Origin of the sequence: Enterococcus sp. AZ126 (assembly GCF_051714545.1) — a bacterium.
In the GTDB taxonomy this organism is placed as follows: Bacteria; Bacillota; Bacilli; order Lactobacillales; family Enterococcaceae; genus Enterococcus_L.
This window is the reverse complement of record NZ_JBIOSB010000001.1, coordinates 2282982-2305146: the sequence shown is the minus strand read 5'-3', so window position 1 is coordinate 2305146 and position 22165 is coordinate 2282982. Positions and strand designations below refer to the sequence as shown.

Below are 22165 nucleotides of genomic sequence, written 5' to 3'. Positions count from 1 at the left end.
AATCCTCCGAACATGAGCGTTTACTCATTTTTTTATTATCAAAATACAATTAAAAACATAGGCATTTCTTTCATTTAAACTTGCTTGAAAGCTTAGGTGTCACTTTCCATATTACACAAACGAAAAGAGTAATCACAGAGATACCCAACGAAATTTTTTGAGCCAAAGTTGTATGGTAAACGATAGAGATACTTCCTTTTTTAGATAACTGAACATCGACTAATCCGTTTCGTCTATTTAATGATACTGGAATTGTTTTTTTGTTTCCATCATTTACTATTTGAGCTTGATAGCCATAATAGTAGATAAACGGAACCGTAACTGTTGCTTTTTGCGTACCGTTCGTTCGATAGTCAAATGCTACTGAGTCAAAATTCATTTTGACATCGGCTACTTCGATTTCAGAATCATCATAAACGACTTTTCGATCTTTATTCTTTTTAATAGTGGCATAATCAACTTCTTTGGGTAAATATTCATGTCCAGCTCCAATATAATAACTATTTGTTTGATCGTATGTCTTGCGTGATAAGATACGTTTCCCTTCAGTATCAATACTTTCTTTTTCGTACAATCCAACTCCAATTAAAATAACCATAACTAATATTATCTGACTACTTGGAAATTTTTTAAATAATCCTATACTGTCATTTGCAATAAGAAACGCTAGCAATAAAGTCACGATCGATAAAAAGCGCCAAGGAAACTGAATTGTATTAAGCGGAGTATTGTCAAAAAGCTGCCAAGGGAAAAGATTCGTCGTCATAAACATAAATAGTAACGCAAGGATGATCAACTCGCGATTGGATGAATTTTGCTTAAAAATCATCACTGTGTAGATGGTCAAACCAAATAAAAGAATGACACCTATATTCGCTGAGGACGCGTGAAATACGCTATTTTTAAAACTGTTGGCGATTAGTTCACTCAAAGAATAGCTTCTATCTGAAATCGATGTCAACGGATTAGATGTCACTTGAAATGTAACATGGTGCATCTGTTCAAAAACGGGTACTAAGTAGAAGGCGAGTAATAAAACAGTAACTCCAGCGGCCTTCAATAGCGCAACGATGACCTCTTTCTTAAAAAAATTCTTCGAATTTAAAAGAATATACATGCCTATAAAAATGCTGATGATTTCCAATGAAATGAAATGAGCTAAACCAATTCCCGTCATAGCCACTGTCAACAATAGCCATTTATTCTCTTTACCGTTTTTCAATAGATACAGACTTGCCAAAACTAATGGAAAAAAGCTCATTGCCAATAACTCTCCAATAGCCTGTCGATTAAAAAAGTCTTGTAATCGATAAATCGACAAAGTATACAATAATGAAAATAAGTAACTTTTTATTTTCGTTAATCCCATGTATCTGCCAGATACATAGGTTAAAATAAAAGTAACGATGTTTATTCCAATAGCAAAAATAACAAAACTAGTCGCGAGCGAAAAATTAAAAACACGCAGAATTGCAGGCAAATACAGATAAAAATCTGGATAAAATAAACTTGATGCATAGCCATATCCTCCAATGAAAAAGTAGCTGACTTTCGGCAGTAATAAGCCATTTCTTAAAGACTCCGCCAAACCTTCAATTCGATTTTGATGAAAATGGTAATCATCACCTATCATAATATGACCGTTTTTAATATATACAATGTACAAAGACAATACGCTTAATACAAAAAAACTTAGCAATATAAGTAACTGACTGTATTGTTTGATCCATTTTTTCATTGCTCCACCTCTTTAATATGAAAATTAATTGCAAATTTCATTATTAGTTTCTATGGTACCGTGCTGAAGCTTTTCTTTCAAACATGAACCCTTTTATTTTTATGCTGCTTAGTAAGTTATTTATTTATCGTAAAAAAAAAGAGTCTTAAACAAAACGACTGAGCGTTTTGTCTAAGACTCTTTTACTTTTATTTATTAACGCGCCAAACTACTACGCATATTGTATTTTTTCTTTAACAAGTAACGAGTACCCAAAGCAATCCCACCAATAATGATGACGACCACTGGATCTAATACTGGATTAATAACTACTGGTAGCATTGCAGAACCTGTAAAGACGACGAGCCATAAAAGCATCGCACCAACTAAGATAAGTCCTGTTTTAAACCAACCTGGGCGTTTAGATTTATCCATGCCAGGACGATCATATTGATATACATATTTATACATCAAATAAAATACATACCCTCCAGCCATTGATGCTAGAACCAATGTCAATAAACCTAATGGCTGAGATTTTCCTTTAGACCACATCATCATAACTGAAAACATGATCGTCATCACACCGAATAATAATAATGTATTATCCAACCACATCAAAGCTGGTGTTGATTCTGGAAGTTCTTCTGGTTTATTTAAAATAGACTCCGTACGTTCAGCCACTGTTCCGAAAAGCTGACGCGCTGTTTTTCCACTTTTTTGACCTTCTACTAAATGAGGTAAAATTTCGTGCAAAGCAAGTGTCTGCGCTTCTTCTGAAAGGTTAGCAGCAACTAATGATTTTTTTAAGTCAAAAATATATTGTTCGTTTCTCTTTGTCAATTGTTGTTCAAGTTCACGATTTTCTGAAACAATGTCTCGAAGTGCTTCTGATTCCATTATTTTGCGTCCTCCTCGCCCGTAGCCAACGGGACAGTCTTTACCTAAAAAGTATTCTAACACATTTTTTAGGGAGAAAAACAGTTTTTAGCAATTTTTTTCCTATACATTGAAACGGAAAAGCATAACATCGCCATCTTGGACAATATATTCTTTTCCTTCTAAACGAACTTTGCCTGCTTCTTTCGCTGCTTGCATATTCCCATACGTGTTCAAGTCATCAAACGAAACAGTCTCTGCACGAATAAATCCACGCTCAAAGTCCGTATGGATGATTCCCGCTGCTTGAGGTGCTTTGATTCCTTTACGGAAAGTCCAGGCACGTACTTCTTGCTCGCCTGCCGTAAAGTAAGTTGCCAATCCCAATAAATCATAGGCAGCACGAATTAGTTGATCTAAACCAGATTCTTCGATACCTAGCGCTTCTAAGAAATCTGCTTTATCCTCATCATCTAATTCTGCAATTTCTTCTTCGGCACGCGCACAAACTACGATTACTTCAGCTTGTTCATTTGCAGCAAAAGTCCGAACTTGTTGAACATAAGGATTATTATCTGAATCCGCTACTTCATCTTCTGACACATTTGCCACATATAAAATAGGTTTTGCTGTTAATAAGAATAAACTTTTAACGATTTTTTGCTCATCTTCCGTAAATTCAATCGTACGAGCAGAAAGTCCTTCTTCCAGAACTGGTTTAAGCTTGTCCAACACAGCGAGCTCAGCTACTGCATCTTTATCTTTTGTTTTAGCTATCTTAGCTACACGTGTGTAGCGTTTTGTAATAGAATCAAGATCAGCTAATACTAATTCCAAATTGATTGTATCAATATCTGCTAATGGATCTACACGTCCTTCAACATGGGTGATATTATCGTCATCAAAACAACGTACCACGTGACAAATCGCATCTACTTGACGAATATGGCTTAAAAATTGATTTCCTAAACCTTCCCCTTTACTTGCACCTTTAACGATTCCGGCGATATCAGTAAACTCAAAAGTTGTTGGTACTGTTTTTTTTGGTTTCACTAACTCTGTCAAACGTAGCAAGCGCTCATCTGGTACTTCAACCATTCCCACATTTGGATCAATAGTTGCAAATGGATAATTTGCCGCTTCTGCTCCTGCTTTTGTAATTGCGTTAAAAAGAGTAGATTTCCCTACGTTAGGCAAACCTACGATTCCAGCTGTTAATGCCATTGATTATTCACTATCCTTTATCAGTTTTTTTTCCAAAATTTTCTTCATCTTTTTTTCAAAATCACGGCGTGTCATCATAACGATATGACCGCATTTCGTACATTTTATTTTAATATCAGCGCCCATTCGGATAATTTCCCAACGGTTTGCCTGACAAGCATGGGGCTTTTTCATTTCTATAATATCACCAAGATCATACATAACAGACATGTCCCTTCTAAAAATAGTCATCAATATTCATGAAATCAGACATAAACATACAAAGATACAATACCATTTTTTAGGCAATCAAGCAAAGCTATTTTATTGATTTGCCTTAAATCTATATTTAACATAGAAACACAAAATATGTACTGTGGTTATTTTTCAAAAAAGTAAAATAAAGCGATTTAAATACTGTTGTATTTGTTGGATTTATATTGGATAATATTGAGCAGCTCACTTCACAAATAGAAACTATTCTCTATCCCGATATCTAAAGGAGTATTACCATGATAAAATTTGACTTACTAGAAAAATTTGAAGGTCATCAAATTAACGTATTGATTCATCTAAGTAATGTTGGCGGTACCACAACAAAAAAGGAGCTTTTGCAATATTTAAATATAGGCGAGTATTTTTTATCAAAATTACTCGAAGAATTAATGACCTCCGCTCAAAAATCGAATGATTGCCTGTCCATTGAAGTAAATAAACAAACAATCACCTTTCAGACAAAACCTGACTATTCTCTTCATACTTTATATAATGAATTGATCATTCTTGCACCAAAATATATAATTTTAGAAGAATTACTGCATTATGGGACGATTGATATCACTCGTTTATCCGAAAAAATCGGAATCAGTCATTCTACCTATTTTAGAAAAATAAACGAGTTGAACGTTTTATTAAAAGAATTTGATTTAACTATCCAAAATGGCTCTCTATTAGGTTCCGAACTACAAATTCGTTTCTTTTATGTCTCTCTTTACAATGTCACAGATCCTAAGCGTCAACTAAAAGTCCCAAATATTGATCCTAGAATTTACGAAACGGTCAATGCTATTCAACAGGTTTTAGGTAGCCCATTATCTACCTTTTCACGAAAAAAACTGATTATCTATTTAAGCCTATTAAAAAGAAGAAATGCACAAAAAAACATAACCAACTATAGTGACCAAGAACCTTTTTTCAGTAACAAATCCGATATACCGAGTCAAAAAAGATTTGTAATGGCACTTAAAAATTCTCACTTATTCAAAAAAATCACTATTATACTTGAGTCATTCTTAGTGTATTATTCTTTTAAAATGCTTCCTGATGAAACCACCTTATTGCTTCTTTTCATGCTCGGAGAAGAAATCATTCCAGCTAATTCTCATTGTTTAAAAGAACTTGATTTAATTGAAAAATACAGTGGATTTTTCATACAAACTCTAAATAAAGAATTTTTTGATTTTATGACAACTTGTTACCCAAATACTTGCTTAAACCCTTCCCAAAATAAAATGCTTCGTTACTATTTAAATGCTATAAGCTATCGCCATTTTATATTTAAAGGACATATTGACTATTATTGGAAACTAAATTATATAGAACGAGAAAAAAAGAAACACTCTGAAACGATTCTCTCATTTATTGATTGCTTAAAAGAAAAATACCCAGTACTTTTCATAGATGATATCCATGATACTGTTCTTATTACAAAATACGCTCATGCCTTATGTTTTTATGAAGAATGCGTCAAAGTAAAATTATCTGTCGGAATATTTATTGAAGGTGATTTACTTTGCAAGAAAAAATTTACAGAACGATGGATCAACTATATTGGCTTGACTTCTTTTGCCCAAGCAGAGCCCCTATCTTCGAATCAATTTTATGATTTAGTTATTAGTACTGTAGATTGTTCCTACCTAAAAAAAAGAGGAAAATATTTTTTCTTTTTAACCAATTATAATGAGAAAAAAGATATCTCCGATTTGGATCAGTTATTATATGACATTTATTCTTATTATTAACTAAATTAGTTACTCTTTTTAAATAACTAGGGGGGAAAAAAATGGGAAAAGTGTTTTGTTTCACCCTCTAGATTTTAGACTAAATAAACTTAAGTTTTTCCACAAGCTGACGTTCTTCAGAAAAAAATGAATTTGTATAGCAATCTAATGTCATTTTTGTCGAAGAGTGTCCTAATAACGAGCTTATTGTTGCAATATTTCCACCCGCTTCTAGGCAACGCGTAGCAAAAGTGTGTCTTAAAGAATGGAACGAAAATTTCTCTAATCCAATTTTTTTACGAATAATTTGAAAACGATAGGCAATCGTGCGAGGTTCTAGTGCTTTACGCTTGTTCGAAATAACGTAGTCGCTCATTGACACCTTTTGAAGTTCCAACAAGTTTTTCTTTAAAGACTTATTGATTGGTATTTTTCGTTGTGCGTTGTCACTTTTAGGCGTGACTTCTATGATCTCCGTTTTTGGTCCAGCATTATCTTCTGCCTGAATTCTCAGCACTGTTCTATTAACACCTAGTGTGTTGTTTTCGAAATCTATATCTTCCCATTTTAACCCACAAATCTCGCCAATTCGTAGTCCTGTCTGTAAAGCGAGCATAATAGAAAAAAATTTTTGATTTGTATTGATTTCTTTAACTAATTTGTCTTGGTCTTTAATAGACAAAGCTTGTACTGTTTTTCTTCTTGTTTTTGGAAGTTCCAAACCCATACATGGATTTTCTACCAGCAAATTTAAGGATATAGCTTTGCGTAAACAATTTTTCAATACTGAAAATATTGATCTGATTGAACTTGCTTTCAGTGTCTGATCCATCTTTCTAATTAAAGACTCAATGTCTGATCGTTTTAGTTTTTGTAATTTGATTGAACCGATTCTTGATAATACATGGACATCCATTTTATTTTTATAGCTAGCATATGTGCTACTTTTTACTTTCGGCCGAACGAATGTTGCTAACCAATAATTTGTCCAATCTAGTAATTTCCCTTCATAGGGAAGCAAGTTTTTACTAATACTTGTCTGTTTTTCATATTTCATCAAAATAAGTTGGTGCTTTACCTCTGAGTACTTGTAGCCATATATATAGCCATAATGAATTTTCCCATTTTGTTGTCTACCTTTTATGTATCGACCTTCCCAACGGCCATCCTTTCTTTTGTAGATATTTTCTCCTCTTCTTGCCATAATTAAGATCCTTTCTGAAATTTAATCTAAGAAAATGAAATTATTAGCCACCACTATATTTTTTATGTTTTTTTCAGACATATAATCACTTATTTAAAATTTGTATATTTAATTTTTCCCATTTACTCTCTACCAAACCCAAACGAGATATTACAATACGTTTAATTTTATTAACTAAGTATGCAGTATATTCTTTTTTACTTAGTTTCAAAATTTTCCCTAAAAAAGAAAATTTTTGGAAGTGATTTGTCTGTTATATTTGTTATGCAAATACTATTTATATAATATTAAAGATAAAAGAAAGAGGTCTTATACATCTGAAACTTTTCTAGTTTCTTGTACACTACCCCTTTTTTTCAAAATAACCAGTGATCCATTCTTCTTATATCAGAGTATTGTTGCTCAATTTTAAGGATCTGCTCAAAAAATCTTTTAATGCTATGTACCCTTCCAGTTTTACCAGTATTTCTTGCGGGCAATATATCCAGTAATTAAAAATTGTTGGACCTACAGCAACTTTTTCTACACGTTTCATAAACTGACCTAACTCTTTGATAAGCTCTCTGCAACTTAGCTCATCGGCAATGATAAGTTCATCATTGCCTTCCAACTCCAATAACATCCATAAATAATCGATAAATTCTACTTTCGCTTTTAAAGTTAAAAATTGTTTTTTTTGTATCATTCGTTTTTTTGGCAATTGTTTATTTTCGGTAAAATACATCAAAATGTCCATTTCAAGTTGAGATATTGGTTCTTTCAACGTCTTTGCTTTAATCGGGTCCGATTTTCCTTTGACCATCTTTTTTTGCAATCGATCTGATCGCCAAGTTTTTATTTTTAAATTGACTGGAAATTGTTTAGATCGATCCATACTATATTTACGTTCTCGTTTTGTTTTTGCTACTTTCATTGCTTGTTCTTCGTTCTCAGAATCGTTTTGGCTCTCTTTTATGTTATTTTCAGTTTGATTCATTTGCTCTTTAATCGTTTGACTCACCTTTATAAGTTCATTTTTTAGCAATTCTCCAGAATCTACAACGATTGATTCATTCTTCATAAGACGATTTTCTAGACCATCCATCTTCTTAGCGAGCTGATCGAACTTTTCTAAAACAGCATGGATTTCTTCTGCTTTTTTCTTATGTTCAGCTTCTTTTTCCCGCTTAATCACATCATCATATGTTTCAATGAATTCTTTGGCACATTCTTTTAATCTCCACAGCTGTTTTATCTGTACTTCTTCGTAAAACCCGATGGTAAATGTTAATATGATATATGCCGTTGACATATAAACGTTGATTCTTTTAATAGGCAATCCATCATTTTCTTCAGTCCACATTTCATATATTTTTTCTGCAACTAATTCGAGTTCCCTCAATGAGTGAACATCTTTTTTGAAAATCAATTTACAGGATAGATAGGCTTCCTGAGGTGTAAATAAGCGATTGTTAAAAAGTTCTACTCCTAGAAGTCTTGGATTAACTTTTTGATGGAGAATATATTTTTTTATTATTTTTTTTCCTTGTTTTTGGGTATTTTGTTCAGCTACGCTCATATCCTACAACTCCTAAAATCTTTATACTATATAGCCAATTTTCATGATTTAAGATGATTGATCAATTTCGGATAATCAATTTTATATTTAGAACCGCAACAACTGGTTTTATCTCTTTTTTGGTAAATAAGAAATATACTACCTAACCGGTGAAAATCATTTTAATATAAGACTCACTTCTTTTCCGAAGTTGTAATCTGATTTAAATGTTTCTAAAATTCTATTTTTATAGTGGTTTAGATTCTATAGAATTTTTTTTCCTTTTCTTATTTTCTTAAAATGAGCAGGAGAGTGCTCCATGGAATAGTAAAATCGTATGTATAAATTTGAATAAGAAAGTATCACCATTGTGAAGATCAATTCAAATAATAGATACTACTGGTTATTTTCACCTACTATTTTAATTGATCTTCTTTTTAATTTATTGATGTCTACATTTGATAATTTCGCTATATTAGTGAGATTTTTGTCTTATTTATCCCTGAGCAGATAGTTGAATTCATTATGTAGTACTGGACTGGAAAAGTGACTTCCCAATCCTTTTTGCGTCTTTAAACAAAAACAGATTATTCTTCATAGAAATCCAATAATAGGACTATTTTAATCCTCAATAATTGAATCCTCATGTAATACAACCTGTTCAAGTAAGTAATTTTCTCCCTGTATAAGATCAAAATAAGCCGCTTTATTCAATATGCTGTCATAATCCATCTTCATGATTCGAACATGAGGTTGACGAAACCAAGATTTCTTCTTGATTTTTATTCTTGATTCAATTAACTTACACTCGTCTAAAATCAAGTAAATTTCATTTGTAGAAACTGAATCCTTAAAGCTTCTTACCTGTTCTCTTTCGTAGGTCAATTGATTATCTGAAATCGTCATCTTTTCTGATTTTGTCATTAATTCTTTATTCATTATCCAAGACTGTTCTAAAAATTTAGCTTTTTGCATTAGTTGAGAATATTCTCTCAAGTCAACTTTTAATATATGATCCCAATTTTCATTTTCATCGCTATTAGATTGACTTAATTCTTTCATAGCTCTACTTAGATTTTGTCGCTCCATCTGATCAATTACAACTTCCAATTTCTTATTTGCCAGTCGCATCCTTTCTTTTGCATACCGTTCTCTACTGACCGCTTCCTCTATTTTTATTAAGTAATTTGCGTTAGGTACTGCAATTTCGGCTTCTTCTTCAGAGCTAAAATCAGACGCTTCAATAGGTTTAATAAACTTGGCTACGAGCTTTTCAATCTCACAAATAAATGATTCCAATACATCGTTATTCTCATAAAATAACTGCTGATCTAACGATTTTAATAAATTAACTATGAAAGGAAACCCAGTCTCTCTATATGCAATAGGCACAAAATCTATATAGTAAACGACACGATTGTCCTCTTTTTCTTTAGATCCGCCAATCCAAGCAATTTGAGGAAATGTATGAATCAGCTCATCTAGCAAAGCGGACCAGTCAAGATCTACAAGATCCAAGGTAATTTCTACATGTTTAAAAAAAGAAATTATGGTATGAAATTCTTCAAAATATTCTTCCACTTCTTTTTGAGGATAGGGAATTCTTTTATTCCTTTTTTGAAAAATCTCTTCGCAAATATAATAGATATCCCGCAACATATCATCATCAAAAAGACGTTCACCTACTGCTGGAGAAGCGGCTTGGTAGATGTCAACCATAATATTTTGATAAACCACTTCTTAGTCCCCTTCCCTTAATTTAGTGATTGGTTAGCTAGTCGGCTGGATTTTTTTAATAAATCTTCCATCAGCGCATTCGTTTCACTATGCAAACGAAGAATCCGTGTATGATAATTTTCAGCTTCCTGATTGATCATTTTTAACTCAATTGAAGCTTCTGAAACTGCTTTTTGGGTTTCATGTCTAGCTGCATCTACTGTTCGATCAGCTTCAATAGTTGCATGTTCAATGATTTGCTGAGCTTTTTCTTTCGCTTCCATTAAAACTTCTGCAATTTGATTTTTCATTTGATCTTGTTGCCGTAGTTGTTTTTCAGTCTCTGCATTTCTATTGCGTTCATCTAACAGTTGTTCGTCTAATTGGGCCCTCAACTCTTCTAATTGACTTACTTGACCTTCGAGTGAAAGGATTCTGTCTTTCGACTTAGATGAGCTTGTTAGACGCATTGTTAATTGATCGATTTCTTGCTGTTTGTTTCCAACTTCTGCTTTCAAGCGCTCAGCCATTGTTTTTTGACGCTGCATCTCTTTTTGAAATTGTTGATTTTCATTGTTTAAATGTGCAATTACTGCTGCTTGTTCTTGCTGTGTTTCTTTCTTTTGTTTTCTCATAGTATTTTCCAAACGCTCTCTTTTCGTTGAAGTATCTGGACGGCTTTTTTTAGGTGGCTCATAGGGTTCTTCTTCATACTCATCGTACTCGTCATATTCATCATAGTATTCTTCGTACTCACCATCATGATTGCTTTTTTTGCTTTTTTTAGTGAATATTGCCAACTTTTTCGCTTCCCTTCTTATCATATCCAGTTTAAATTAGACACTACCTACCAGTAGATCTTTAATCTTTTCGCCATTTTGTTCGTCTAGTGACACAAATTCTTGGTTCAAGTAATAGCCTATCCCTTTTTTATTTAGAATAAATGGATCAAAAATCGATGTTTTTTCCATTATTTTTTGCTTGATACGATTAATCAAATTACTCAACAATGCTTGTTTGTTTTTTTGATTCGCATTTGTCCAAATCGCTTCACATAGTGATTGACTTGAAAAAACTCTTTGATCAGATTCAATGAAATGTTCTAGTACTTGATGTTCTTTTTTAGTCAATGGAATCAGCCAGTTATCGATAATCAATGTACGGTCCTTTAATTGGAAAGAATACTGTTTCTTTACCTTGACTAAATTTGAAGTTGATGATGTATTTCGAGAAGCTCCTTCATTCTTCATAGAAGAATTTACTTCTCTTTCTTGATTATTTTTGCCAGAGCGGTTGGTAACATCCTCAAAAATAGTCGCCAATCTGCTGGCTAGATTCGTAACAGATATTGGATAGCGTACAAAACTCACATTAGCGTTATTCAGATACTTAGATTTGCTGCCCTGCTCCGATTCAAACGTCAACACAATAATTGGTTTGTTCAATAATGCTAAGTTATCTAAAAACGACTCCTTTAAACTGCTATACATAGACTGTTGATAGATAATGAGATCAAAATTTTGCAAAAAATAAAACTCTTTATCTTTTGGTTGCGTCAATATATCTTTTGAAACCATTATTTCATAATCCATATTTAATAAACTATTTTGTAATAGTCCATTAGCGCTTAGTGTATCGGTCAATATAATAATTTTTTTCCTCATAAAGAAAATCCTCCTCTTAATTTTTATATATAGTAAATTCCAACCATTTATTTTTTGATAAAATTCCTTGTACAGATAAATGTTATACAGAACTTTTAATGCTGTACTACATAAAGCTGTACATATTAAAAATAGAAATTTCCTATTCTTATATAAAATAAGAAAAATGATTTTTCAAAGTTTGGTATACAAACATTTTTACTTTATCGTTGACGGTTAATCGACGGCCTATTAAAAAATAACTGAAAAATAATGAATTTTATAAAAATAAACGAATCAAAAAAAATCTATAACTTTAAAAAAAGGGTATTAACTGTTCTATTTGTTTTCATTCAGCATCACTTATATTACAACGACACTTGACTATTTTTTTTCAGATCCTTGAGGAGAGTTCACATTTTTTAATGAATTTGAAAAAATACGGAAAATCATGATCTTTCCGAACTATTATTAGTAAATTAACGATTTCATATAGACTATTCTTTCAACTATACGAAAGAAAACTAGCTGATTTTAACTATTATAGTTGACGGTTCATTTGACGGCTTAAGAAAATAAGTAAATTCATTGTACGTTTCTATCTAGCATAAACTGCAAAAAAACAGGAACAGTCTACTTTAAATTTTTATAATAGCAAAGCTATTTTCACTGTATTTTCGTTATTTGATACCCTTATATGCTGTATAGGTTGTAATTTATATAAGTTAAATGTATTGTTATTTTCCATTCCTCATTGACATGCTTAAATTCTTTATTGTATACTCATAGTATAGGTTACTTAACTTGAGTATCTGAATAAACAAGATTCCTAAGGTTTAATTTAAACAATTATAGATTTTTCTTATTTTATATAAAAACAAGAAAAAATACGTTATTTTTACATATAAAGATTTTTATAAATACATAGGTGTCAAAAATATAGAATTATATAGAAAACAATAGATAGATGATGTAATTGCTTTCTTAGTGTTATTGTGTTTATTGCCAAGATTTAAAAATCCACATACAAAAAAGCGTAATGTAAAACTACTGTCTAGTTTTACATTACGCTTTTTATTCAATTATTCATTTGATTAATCAAACTTCATCAAAATGAATCTCTAAAATATCTAAAATTCTAGCCAAATCTGACTGTGAAAGATACTCTATTTCAATTTTTCCTTTGCCTTCTTTTTCTTGAATCGCAACAGTTGTACCAAATTTATCCATTAAACGATCTTCGCTCTCACGAATGTAGTAAGGTTTATCTTTTGTATCCTTCTTTTCTTTTTTAGGCATTTTTTTGCCTTGATTCTCATTTAAATCATTGACGATTTGTTCTAGCTGACGAACTGTTAAGTTTTCTTTCACTACTCGTTTTGCTAATGTTAAAATCACGTCTTTGTCTTTTAACCCAAGTAGTGTTCTTGCTTGTCCCATTGATAAAATTTCGCCTTGAACCATTTCTTTGACTTGTGTCGGCAATGTTAATAGACGTAAATAATTCGCAATGTATGGACGGCTTTTTCCTAAACGCTCTGCGACTTCTACTTGTGTCAACTTCAAGTTTTTCATCAGCATATCATACGCTTCTGCTTCTTCTAGCGGATTAAGGTCTTCACGCTGCAAGTTTTCTAACACTGCGACTTGCATCATTGCTTCTTCATCGAATTCACGGACAATTGCCGGAATTGTTTCTTTATCTGCTAATTTTGATGCGCGAAAACGTCTTTCTCCGGCAATGATTTCGTATCCTTTAACAGCTGATTTTCTAACAATGATTGGCTGAAAAACACCTGATTGCTGAATTGAGTTTGCTAATTCCTGAAGGGATGCTTCATCAAATGTTTTTCTTGGCTGATAAGGATTCGGACGGAGTTCATTTAATGGAACTTCAAGTACTTCTTCCTTTTGAACATCAACATCTTCCAGACTAGCAAAATCTTGAAACAATGCATCAATACCTCTACCTAAACCTTTTCCTTTACTCATTATCCAACACTTCCTTTGCTAGTGCTTGGTACACTTCGGCACCACGTGAACGAGGATCATAATCAATAATTGACAAACCATGACTTGGCGCTTCAGATAATCGAACATTTCTAGGAATAATCGTATCATATACTTTTTCACGAAAATACTTACGAACTTCTTCCACTACCTCAGCACCTAAATTAGTTCGCGCATCATACATAGTCAGTAATACACCTTCAATACGTAATTCAGGATTAAAATGCTTTTGAACTAAACGAATAGTGTTTAATAGCTGACTTAATCCTTCTAGTGCGTAGTATTCACATTGTACAGGAATCAAAATCGAATCGCTTGCTGTAAAAGCATTGATAGTCAAGTGTCCTAACGATGGCGGACAATCGATTAGAACAAAGTCATACATATCATTTATTTCTTCTATAGCTGCTTTTAAACGAGACTCCCTAGCCATCATTGATGTTAATTCAATTTCGGCTCCGGCAAGCTGGATGGTTGCTGGAACAATATCTAAATTTTCTCTAGATGTTTGCTGAATTACATTTTTGATTGGCTCTTCATTTACTAATACGTCATAAACATCTGTCGCAACATCTGGCTTACGGACACCGATACCGCTAGTTGCATTTCCTTGAGCATCAATATCGATCAGTAATACTTTCTTACCATAATAGGCAAGACACGCACCTAGATTCACAGTGGTAGTGGTCTTACCCACACCACCTTTTTGATTTGCTACAGAAATTATTCGTGCCATTTGTGTCCCTCCATCTTACTTGATTGGTTGTTTATTTGGTAATCCTGGTTTTCTTGGGTATTTTTTTGGTGTTTCTTTTTTCTTTTGAATCACTACAATATGTCGCTCGTCCTCTGTTATTGGCAACTCAAATGAAACTTCTTTTTGAAATTTACCACCTAAAGTTGCAATTGCTGGCTTTGCTTCAATAATTTCTTCTTCACTTTTAGCAGCTTTCAATGCTAAGAAAAAGCCTTCTTTCTTAACTAACGGTAAGCATAACTCACTCAAAACGTTCAAACGCGCTACCGCACGAGCTGTTACGTAATCAAATGCTGCACGAAATTCTTCTTTTTGCCCAAACGTTTCCGCTCGATCATGATACAAAGAGACATCTTCTAACTCCAATTCGTTGACTAGCTCTGTTAAAAATGTGATTCGTTTATTTAATGAATCAACAATCGTTACTTGTAGTGTAGGGAAAACAATTTTTAACGGAATACTAGGAAATCCCGCACCGGCTCCTACATCACAAATCGATTTATTTGTTGAAAAATCTTCAAAAAATGCGAGCGAAATCGAATCGTAGAAATGTTTTAAATACACATCTGTTTCTTCTGTGATCGCAGTTAAGTTCATTTTTTCATTCCACTCAACAAGTAATTCAAAATAACGTGCAAATTGTTCCATTTGTTTATTCGATAACTGGATCTCTTTTTGACTTAGTAAATGTTTAAATTCTTCTGGTGTCATAGGTTTCCTTCCTTGCGTGAAACAGAAAATGTTTCACAATTCTCTTTTCTTACTTTAACGTAAATCAGTATAACTTGCAATGGTTTTAGTCGTATTTTAACTCCTATTAAATGTAGTTGGATTAGATCGGTATTTTTACATTTTCTAGTCTAAATAGTGTAAATGCATCTGAGTATGTACAAGTTCAATTGGCGCACAATAAGCTGGTACTCGTGATAACAAGGGACCTAAAACCATAGATGTAGTCATTACTAATTTATCTAAAAAACTTGCAAGATTTAGATTTTTTATTGATGAATTTAACTATTTTGGCAATAGACCTTTCAAAAATTTTGTAGAAGTAAATACTTGCCAACTACTAAGTATTACAGGTGTCTTTGCAGTAATAAGACCTGCTACTTCTGGAAATACATAGTTGATTTTAGCTTACAACGATAAAGATGGTAAGATGTTGGACTATTTATTTATACAAAAATAATTTTATTTATCTCGAATACAATTTCTAGTAAGTAAATAAAATAGAACTGCCTTATTTAAATGATTAGATCGATGAATTAAAAATAAGCTTATTCAGGTGTTTACATTAAACTTAGAGTAGAAGAATCATTAACATTACGATATACGACGGTTTTTGATATAGCAAAATAAAGGAGAGATAAATATAATGGAATCCATTTTTGATGAAGATACAAGAACATGTGATGGTTGTGGCTGTGCATAGAATAATGCATGTGTAGGCTGTTGCTACTGGGTTACTGATAATCTTTGCACTTCATGCTTAGAGAATAGAGCGGATCACGATTTAAAGATTGCACCAGAATATTTTAAAGCTGTTATTCAAGGCTTGAAAAATTTTGAAATCAGGAGAAATGATAGGAATTTCAAAGTCGATGATATCGTAAATTTGAGAGAATTTTGAAAAGGTGACGTATAACGTATATAGATAGAAAATTAGTTGAACAACTTTTATTCAAAACTAAAATACCAAATACTAAAATAGCAGAGATAGTGAATGTTCAATTTAATATCATGTTCCATCATTTCCCTCCTAGTATTAGTTTTTGGATCTCATGCATGTAGCTATAGATGACTTATGGGATGAGTAATGCTCTTGAAAAAGCTGTAAGATATGTCTCTATAGAATGTCGAAACATTGAAATCTAAAATTATTTTACAGAAAACAAAACAAATGTTTCACGTGTAACACTGAATTTTTAGGGTAATAGCAAGAGAAGAGGCAACTTATTTCTTGGAGTTAAACGCCTCTGTCCCAGCCTCGTTTCCACAATTTATTCGCATTTAAGGTGTGAAACAAAAGTGACTGTTCCTTTTGTCTCACACCCTTCTTTCTTCTTACTATTTAGCCCATCGAAAAGCTTGATCCTTTGCCAGATAAAATGGTCTTAAATACCCAACCGTGTTAGACATCGGAATAATATCTTCACTTAGATCAATCTGCAGTGTTTCTTTAATGTAATTTTTTCTTGTCATGATACGTTGCCATAGCTCTGGATAATTTTCTTGGATTTGTTGTTGTAATTTTTTATCTGCTAAGGCAACACATTCTTCCGCACTTACTCCTGTGTACCCTGCCACAGATGGAATAATATCAATTTGTAAAATCATGCCGCTCTTCAAACGTTCCACAGAGTCAGCATATATTGGTGAAGACATCCATTCTTCATCTGATACTAAATGTCCTGGATTCAGATGCCAATGGTACTCCGCTTGAGGAAAAACTGTTTCAATCGTTTGGTAGAGCTCTTTGCCCGGCATTCCGATTTTTATCGTCTCTAACCAAGTCGCAACAGCTTGATAGTAAGGCTTGGCAACTCTCTCTAAGTAATCCTGCTGTGCCTCTGGTAACTGCGCCTGATTTTCTACCACAAATCCTGTTCGACTTGATAGACCGCCTTTGAATGCAGTCGTTAAAGATAATGGATCTCCCAATTTTACTTGCTTATGTGTTGGATAGACATTCCCATATTCAAAACGTTGCCCTGTTGCAGCAATCGTTACAACGGTATTGGTTTGCCCTTCCCCAGTCAGTTCATTCCCTATGCTCGCTTCCGTTACACCGATTTCAACTGCATCCATCGCATTTAGCATACAGCTGGAAGACAGATTTGCGCCATACTCATAGTGCGCAATTTCATTCGCATTATTCGTCGTACGTGCACCCTTATCACCTCTAATAAATAGATGCGCTGCATTTTTAAGCACTGCTTGTTCGTTTTTACTTGTTAAAAGTGCTTGAATAATAAAATATGGTAAATCAAAATAAGCATCATTATCTGATTCCGTCGTCGTAAACATTTTCCAGCCAACAACGCCGATCTTATTTTTACTAGATAAACCGACATGTTCAAATATCTCTTCAAGCCTTGCTTCATTATCCATCGGTTGATTTGGTAAAGAAAACAGCGGAGAATGAATCAATTTATTGTCGATTCGGGAAACTTTCGCCATTTTCAGGTTCTCATTTCCAAGGATCAGTGTACATTCACCTGTAGCCTCTAATACAAGCAATCCTTCTTCAAACCGTGGAATAAACCCTGTTAAATATTCAAAGTTTCCTCCGTGCTCTTTGTCTGCATAGATTACTAAAGCGTCAAACCCTTCTGCTTTCATATTATATAATACTTTTTGCTTTCGCTCATCCATCGTTTTATCAGTTAAAAAAGTTGGCGCCACATTTGTAAAAATCACTGGCTTAGAAATTTTTGTTAATTGAACTTCTGGCTTTTTCATTTCATTGAATTCCCTTCAAATAAATTATTTTTATACTTAAAACTCATCCAGACGTCTTTTTTGTTCACCATGTTCATTAAAATTGGAAAAAGATAACCAAGAGGCCATCCGAGCCTTTCTTTTTGGCCATTCACTTTCAATAATAGAAAACCAAGCAGTATCTCGATTACGTTCTTTATAAACTGTCGCATTACGAAAAATTCCTTCAAAAACAAACCCTAACCGCAACGCTGCATGTTTAGAAGGTTCATTTAACGCATCGCACTTCCATTCATAGCGTCGATAGCCTAATTCATCTAGCGCATAACAAGCTAAAAGATATTGTGCTTCTGTGGCTATTCTCGTCTTTTTCAACTGATCAGAATAAATAACAAAACCAACTTCAATTGTTCCATGATCTGCATCGATTCGCATCAAAGCCACTGTTCCGAGCGCTTTATCACTTATTTTATCAATAATTGCATAGTGAAAAGGATCTTGTGACTGACTAATTGAGGTGAGATACGCTGAAAACTCTATTTTATTCTCAAAAGATGCCATTGGTAAATAGGTCCAATTTTGGGGATTACTTTCTGGTCCATAAACATGATATAAGTCATCTAAATGCTTAAATGGGTCGATTTTTTCTAATCGACAGTAACTACCTTCTAGAATTATTTTTTTCGGATAATTTCTTTTAGCCCAATTGTTTACTGGATAGCCGATTGGTTGGTTGTATTGATTGTATTGAGTCTTTTCTTTCATCGCTTCCCCTCCTGTCTATTACTCTAGTGTAACAAAAATAGACGAAAAATTGTATAACCAGCGTTACTTACTTCCATTAAAATAAGCATTTATAGCAAATTTTCTAAAATAACGGATTTCAGTAAAATTTTTGAGAATTTCTACAATAAAAATATGATATGATTAGAATTGATAAAAAAAGAAAGCAAAAAATTATAAATATTATATAAACATACATTTCGAATCTGAAACTCAAGGGAGATGAGACATTGAAGATTGCATTGTGTGATAACAACCAAAGAGAAATGGGAAAAATCGAAAAAATTATACATCTACATACTTCTCAAGAATGTGAATGTGATTTTTTTAGTAATGGGGAAAAGTTAGTTAGGCATCTCAAGAAAATTGATGAAAATTATACCATCTACTTCATTTCTATTGAGCTAAATGAAATAGATGGCATTGCATTAGCGCAACAGATACGCAGTTTCGATTTAGATGCATTGATTATTTTTTTATCTAATGATATTCAACGCATGCCTGATGTATTCAAAGTCCACGCGTTTGATTATTTAGTGAAGCCAGTTTCTGATGACTGTCTACTAGAAACAATGGACCGAGCAAAAAATTATTTTAATACCATTGATGCTTACTTTGAGTTTTCTTTTAATCGAAAGCTTATTGTACTAACAATGAATGAAATCGTTTATATCGCTAAAAGCGGTCGTATCGCCTATATCCACACAACTGAAAAAATTTACAAAACATATTTGACAATGACTGAAATCCTAGACAAGTTAGATACAAATATATTTACTAGGATACATGGAAGTTATGTGGTGAACTTAAATTATATTGTTAAAATCATTAAAAATGAAGTATTTGTTACACATCTAGAAAATGAAGCGAGACAAAAAAGAACGACTGCTTTACCGATGAGTAGGACATTTAAAGATGAAACAAAAAAAACATATACAGCATTTCTAAAAACAAGGAAATTATAATGGCTCTTTTTCAAATAGGACTGATAGGCTAGATCAATTGAAAATCAGAACAGAGGATTCACTCTTTTATTCTGATTTTTTTGTTATGTTATATCGATTAAGCCGTTGATCAGAAAAATGCGTATTTTCATTTTCTCAAATGAATTAAAGCCATAAGAAACGCGTTTAAGGGTTTTAATGGCCATACAACAAATACAATTGACAAACGAACAAGAATTAGAAGTTTATAGAATAATTAATTATTTAATATTGAGAGATTTAAATAAACAGATATATGTTACCAGGTTAGGTTTTATAGAAGAAGATCCTCAGTCCTTAGAAGTCCCTTTATTAGATTGGAAGTGAAGAATTGTTCTCAACGGTAAGTAATAAAATTAAATTTCGTAATCTAAAAAATATTGAATATCATTGTAAACAAGTTTTAGAATTAATTAAGATCAATCATACAAACGACAATTCAAACTATAGCTTAGCTAGAATTGAACGTTCCATAAACCATATTTTAGAACAAATCGACGGTGGTGAAAACATTATTAGTAATGTTAATATCATGGATTTAACAAGACATTTTGTTGATGATACAGGGAATTATAGCGATCCTATATTAATAGAGCTCGAACATGTGCATCACAAAATAGAAAAGATAAATAAATGATCATAAGGAGCAAAATGAACTCAAATCACACACATAAAAAAATCACACACTTTACCAAAGCAAACCTTTTTAAAACAATCCTATTTCTCACTACCCTCTTCCTATTCACTCTCTCCACCCCACAAACCAGCTCAGCCGAAAGTTTCTTCGTCGACGATCAAGCTGGTCTATTAAGTGAGGAAACAAAACAAATGATCATCCAAGCAAACGAATTAGATTTCCAGCAACTACCTGGCAGCCCGCAATTTGTTTTAAAAACCATCAAGAAATTACCTAAAAACGAAACGCTCGAAACTTACGCAGATGAAACCTTTCAAACATTAGGCATCGGCGATAAGGTCTTGGATAATGGCTTTTTATTTGTCATTGCAGTCTCTGACCGAAAATATCGTTTAGAAGTTGGGTATGGTTTAGAAGACGTGATCACAGATAGTATGAAGCGTGACATTGTGCCTACAAGCGTGGAACAATTGTTTCGTGAGGAAAAGTATGATCAAGGCTTGACTATCATCAGCCACAATATTATAACGATCGTGAATGAACGTTATGGCAATTACGAAGCAGCTAAAAATGAAGTTCAAGATCTGAAACAGGCAGATAACTCTTATGATGACGATCAATACCACTATGTAGAACCAAAAAAGAATATTTCGAACTATATTGGGAGCGCTTTTGCTTTTATCATGGATCATTTTGTCCTTTCGCTCCTTGTTGCTGTATCTCTGTTTATCGGCTTCCTTTCCTTTAGGAGTTTCTTAGAAAAACGGCTTTTGAAGATGCCTCTATTTGATTCTAGCCAAGAATTACAGGTACGTTGGCTCGGTAAAGTAGCGGTGAGAGAAAAAGCGATTATGTTTTATATTAAAGAAGTGCCTATTTGGGTATTGATTCTAGCCAATTTTGATAAATATAAAGCGTCACAACGCTACTTAGCTAAAATTTTATTTACAAGCGAGGTCATCGATTATGCAACACAACTTGGTAAATATCGTATGCATCATCTCACCCCAGCCAACAAGCTAACGTATTGTACCATGTGTTTAGAAATCAGCGAGCGTTACTATGAAGCGTATTTCCAATATTTAGGCGATTTCCTCACAGACCCACAGAAAATCAATCACGCAAAAGAACAACTACACTTACAACTGAAGCAATCAGATAATGACTACTTAGAAATTTTACAAAGAATCGTTCAAGCCAGAGTTGCTTTCATGGAAACGAGAAAGATTGTGCAAGTTTACGTCAAAGAGCATGTATCGAAATCATTTTACACAAAACAAAAAGAAAAATTATTAGTTTTACTTGTTTCCTACCATCTGTTAAAAGGCCAAGATACCAGTAAAGAAGATTTTTTAACAGAAGCAGGTAATTTTGAAAATGAATTGCCCAAAGCTTTTAAAAAAGGTGAGAAGGATTTTAAAAAAATCGAATCTGACTATTATCAAAAAGCGATCACGGATCTTGATAAATGTTTATTTCTTGGTGCCATACCCGGCATGAATTTAGCAAATTATCAAACGCTACAATATTTTAGTACGTCAAGCTACCGAAGTAGTGATTCTGGCGGATCTTCTAGTGGTGGTGGGAGTAGCTCCGGTGGCGGTGGTTCATCAGGCGGAGGCGGTTTTTCTGGCGGCTGGTAAATAGATGATCAT

19 protein-coding genes are annotated in these 22165 nt (G+C 33.1%); 5 read left to right on the top strand and 14 right to left on the bottom strand.

Going from position 1 to position 22165, the window contains the following annotated elements; translation table 11 throughout:
• Positions 1–70: 70 nt before the first annotated feature.
• From IGI43_RS10885 to IGI43_RS10870, 4 genes are all read right to left on the bottom strand, one after another.
• Positions 71–1738 carry a 6-pyruvoyl-tetrahydropterin synthase-related protein gene (locus IGI43_RS10885; protein ID WP_438757825.1) on the bottom strand — a complete coding sequence of 556 codons (1668 nt, stop codon included), beginning with the start codon at positions 1736–1738 and terminating at the stop codon, positions 71–73.
• Between the two features lie 195 nt (positions 1739–1933).
• Positions 1934–2617 carry a DUF1129 domain-containing protein gene (locus tag IGI43_RS10880; RefSeq protein ID WP_438757823.1) on the bottom strand — a complete coding sequence of 228 codons (684 nt, stop codon included), beginning with the start codon at positions 2615–2617 and terminating at the stop codon, positions 1934–1936.
• 102 nt (positions 2618–2719) lie between these two features.
• The gene (ychF, locus tag IGI43_RS10875) at positions 2720–3820 is read right to left on the bottom strand and encodes a redox-regulated ATPase YchF (protein ID WP_069640167.1); all 1101 of its coding nucleotides are present in this window, start codon (positions 3818–3820) and stop codon (positions 2720–2722) included.
• Between the two features lie 3 nt (positions 3821–3823).
• A complete protein-coding gene (locus tag IGI43_RS10870; RefSeq protein WP_438757822.1) occupies positions 3824–4021 on the bottom strand; it encodes a DUF951 domain-containing protein in 198 nt (65 codons plus the stop codon).
• Positions 4022–4311: 290 nt separating this feature from the next.
• Between IGI43_RS10870 and IGI43_RS10865 the strand changes: the two genes are divergently transcribed.
• The gene (locus tag IGI43_RS10865; RefSeq protein ID WP_438757821.1) at positions 4312–5820 is read left to right on the top strand and encodes a helix-turn-helix domain-containing protein; all 1509 of its coding nucleotides are present in this window, start codon (positions 4312–4314) and stop codon (positions 5818–5820) included.
• 79 nt (positions 5821–5899) lie between these two features.
• Here the strand turns inward: IGI43_RS10865 and IGI43_RS10860 are convergent, their stop codons facing one another.
• From IGI43_RS10860 to rsmG, 8 genes are all read right to left on the bottom strand, one after another.
• Positions 5900–7003, bottom strand: coding sequence for a tyrosine-type recombinase/integrase (locus IGI43_RS10860; RefSeq protein WP_438757820.1), 1104 nt, complete (start codon positions 7001–7003; stop codon positions 5900–5902).
• Between the two features lie 382 nt (positions 7004–7385).
• A complete protein-coding gene (locus IGI43_RS10855) occupies positions 7386–8561 on the bottom strand; it encodes a hypothetical protein (protein WP_438757819.1) in 1176 nt (391 codons plus the stop codon).
• Between the two features lie 600 nt (positions 8562–9161).
• Positions 9162–10277 carry a hypothetical protein gene (locus IGI43_RS10850; protein WP_438757818.1) on the bottom strand — a complete coding sequence of 372 codons (1116 nt, stop codon included), beginning with the start codon at positions 10275–10277 and terminating at the stop codon, positions 9162–9164.
• 17 nt (positions 10278–10294) lie between these two features.
• Entirely contained in the window at positions 10295–11056 is a 762-nt protein-coding gene (locus IGI43_RS10845) for a hypothetical protein (RefSeq protein WP_438757817.1), read from the bottom strand.
• Positions 11057–11092: 36 nt separating this feature from the next.
• Complete coding sequence (locus tag IGI43_RS10840; RefSeq protein ID WP_438757816.1) at positions 11093–11920, bottom strand: helix-turn-helix domain-containing protein; 828 nt, start codon at positions 11918–11920, stop codon at positions 11093–11095.
• 1077 nt (positions 11921–12997) lie between these two features.
• Positions 12998–13891: a ParB/RepB/Spo0J family partition protein gene (locus IGI43_RS10835; protein ID WP_438757815.1), complete on the bottom strand. Its 894-nt coding sequence runs from the start codon at positions 13889–13891 to the stop codon at positions 12998–13000.
• Entirely contained in the window at positions 13884–14645 is a 762-nt protein-coding gene (locus tag IGI43_RS10830; RefSeq protein ID WP_438757814.1) for a ParA family protein, read from the bottom strand. The genes IGI43_RS10835 and IGI43_RS10830 overlap by 8 nt, the downstream gene beginning before the upstream one ends.
• A 15-nt stretch (positions 14646–14660) precedes the next feature.
• Complete coding sequence (gene rsmG, locus IGI43_RS10825) at positions 14661–15377, bottom strand: 16S rRNA (guanine(527)-N(7))-methyltransferase RsmG (protein ID WP_438757812.1); 717 nt, start codon at positions 15375–15377, stop codon at positions 14661–14663.
• An 808-nt stretch (positions 15378–16185) separates the two neighbouring features.
• On the opposite strand from rsmG, the gene IGI43_RS10820 reads away from it, so the two are divergent.
• Positions 16186–16296 (top strand): DUF3850 domain-containing protein, encoded by a 111-nt coding sequence (locus IGI43_RS10820; RefSeq protein ID WP_438758849.1) that lies wholly within the window; start codon positions 16186–16188, stop codon positions 16294–16296.
• Positions 16297–16733: 437 nt separating this feature from the next.
• Here the strand turns inward: IGI43_RS10820 and IGI43_RS10815 are convergent, their stop codons facing one another.
• Both IGI43_RS10815 and IGI43_RS10810 read right to left on the bottom strand, forming a co-directional pair.
• Positions 16734–18128: a M24 family metallopeptidase gene (locus tag IGI43_RS10815; protein ID WP_438757811.1), complete on the bottom strand. Its 1395-nt coding sequence runs from the start codon at positions 18126–18128 to the stop codon at positions 16734–16736.
• Between the two features lie 36 nt (positions 18129–18164).
• Positions 18165–18872, bottom strand: coding sequence for a GNAT family N-acetyltransferase (locus IGI43_RS10810; RefSeq protein WP_438757810.1), 708 nt, complete (start codon positions 18870–18872; stop codon positions 18165–18167).
• Positions 18873–19120: 248 nt separating this feature from the next.
• Here IGI43_RS10810 and IGI43_RS10805 point away from each other — a divergent pair, with 248 nt between their 5' ends.
• The 3 genes from IGI43_RS10805 to IGI43_RS10795 all read left to right on the top strand — a co-directional run bounded on the left by IGI43_RS10805 (position 19121) and on the right by IGI43_RS10795 (position 22153).
• Positions 19121–19855: a LytR/AlgR family response regulator transcription factor gene (locus IGI43_RS10805; protein ID WP_438757809.1), complete on the top strand. Its 735-nt coding sequence runs from the start codon at positions 19121–19123 to the stop codon at positions 19853–19855.
• 349 nt (positions 19856–20204) lie between these two features.
• Entirely contained in the window at positions 20205–20510 is a 306-nt protein-coding gene (locus IGI43_RS10800; RefSeq protein ID WP_438757808.1) for a hypothetical protein, read from the top strand.
• Positions 20511–20524: 14 nt separating this feature from the next.
• Complete coding sequence (locus IGI43_RS10795) at positions 20525–22153, top strand: TPM domain-containing protein (RefSeq protein ID WP_438757807.1); 1629 nt, start codon at positions 20525–20527, stop codon at positions 22151–22153.
• Positions 22154–22165: the final 12 nt, after the last annotated feature.

Bases quoted from the DNA above. Each gene is read 5' to 3' on its own strand.
- IGI43_RS10885 (WP_438757825.1), bottom strand. From the start codon at position 1,738: ATGAAAAAATGGATCAAACAATACAGTCAGTTACTTATATTGCTAAGT.
- IGI43_RS10880 (WP_438757823.1), bottom strand. From the start codon at position 2,617: ATGGAATCAGAAGCACTTCGAGACATTGTTTCAGAAAATCGTGAACTT.
- ychF (WP_069640167.1), bottom strand. From the start codon at position 3,820: ATGGCATTAACAGCTGGAATCGTAGGTTTGCCTAACGTAGGGAAATCT.
- IGI43_RS10870 (WP_438757822.1), bottom strand. From the start codon at position 4,021: ATGTATGATCTTGGTGATATTATAGAAATGAAAAAGCCCCATGCTTGT.
- IGI43_RS10865 (WP_438757821.1), top strand. From the start codon at position 4,312: ATGATAAAATTTGACTTACTAGAAAAATTTGAAGGTCATCAAATTAAC.
- IGI43_RS10860 (WP_438757820.1), bottom strand. From the start codon at position 7,003: ATGGCAAGAAGAGGAGAAAATATCTACAAAAGAAAGGATGGCCGTTGG.
- IGI43_RS10855 (WP_438757819.1), bottom strand. From the start codon at position 8,561: ATGAGCGTAGCTGAACAAAATACCCAAAAACAAGGAAAAAAAATAATA.
- IGI43_RS10840 (WP_438757816.1), bottom strand. From the start codon at position 11,920: ATGAGGAAAAAAATTATTATATTGACCGATACACTAAGCGCTAATGGA.
- IGI43_RS10835 (WP_438757815.1), bottom strand. From the start codon at position 13,891: ATGAGTAAAGGAAAAGGTTTAGGTAGAGGTATTGATGCATTGTTTCAA.
- IGI43_RS10830 (WP_438757814.1), bottom strand. From the start codon at position 14,645: ATGGCACGAATAATTTCTGTAGCAAATCAAAAAGGTGGTGTGGGTAAG.
- rsmG (WP_438757812.1), bottom strand. From the start codon at position 15,377: ATGACACCAGAAGAATTTAAACATTTACTAAGTCAAAAAGAGATCCAG.
- IGI43_RS10815 (WP_438757811.1), bottom strand. From the start codon at position 18,128: ATGAAAAAGCCAGAAGTTCAATTAACAAAAATTTCTAAGCCAGTGATT.
- IGI43_RS10810 (WP_438757810.1), bottom strand. From the start codon at position 18,872: ATGAAAGAAAAGACTCAATACAATCAATACAACCAACCAATCGGCTAT.
- IGI43_RS10795 (WP_438757807.1), top strand. From the start codon at position 20,525: ATGAACTCAAATCACACACATAAAAAAATCACACACTTTACCAAAGCA.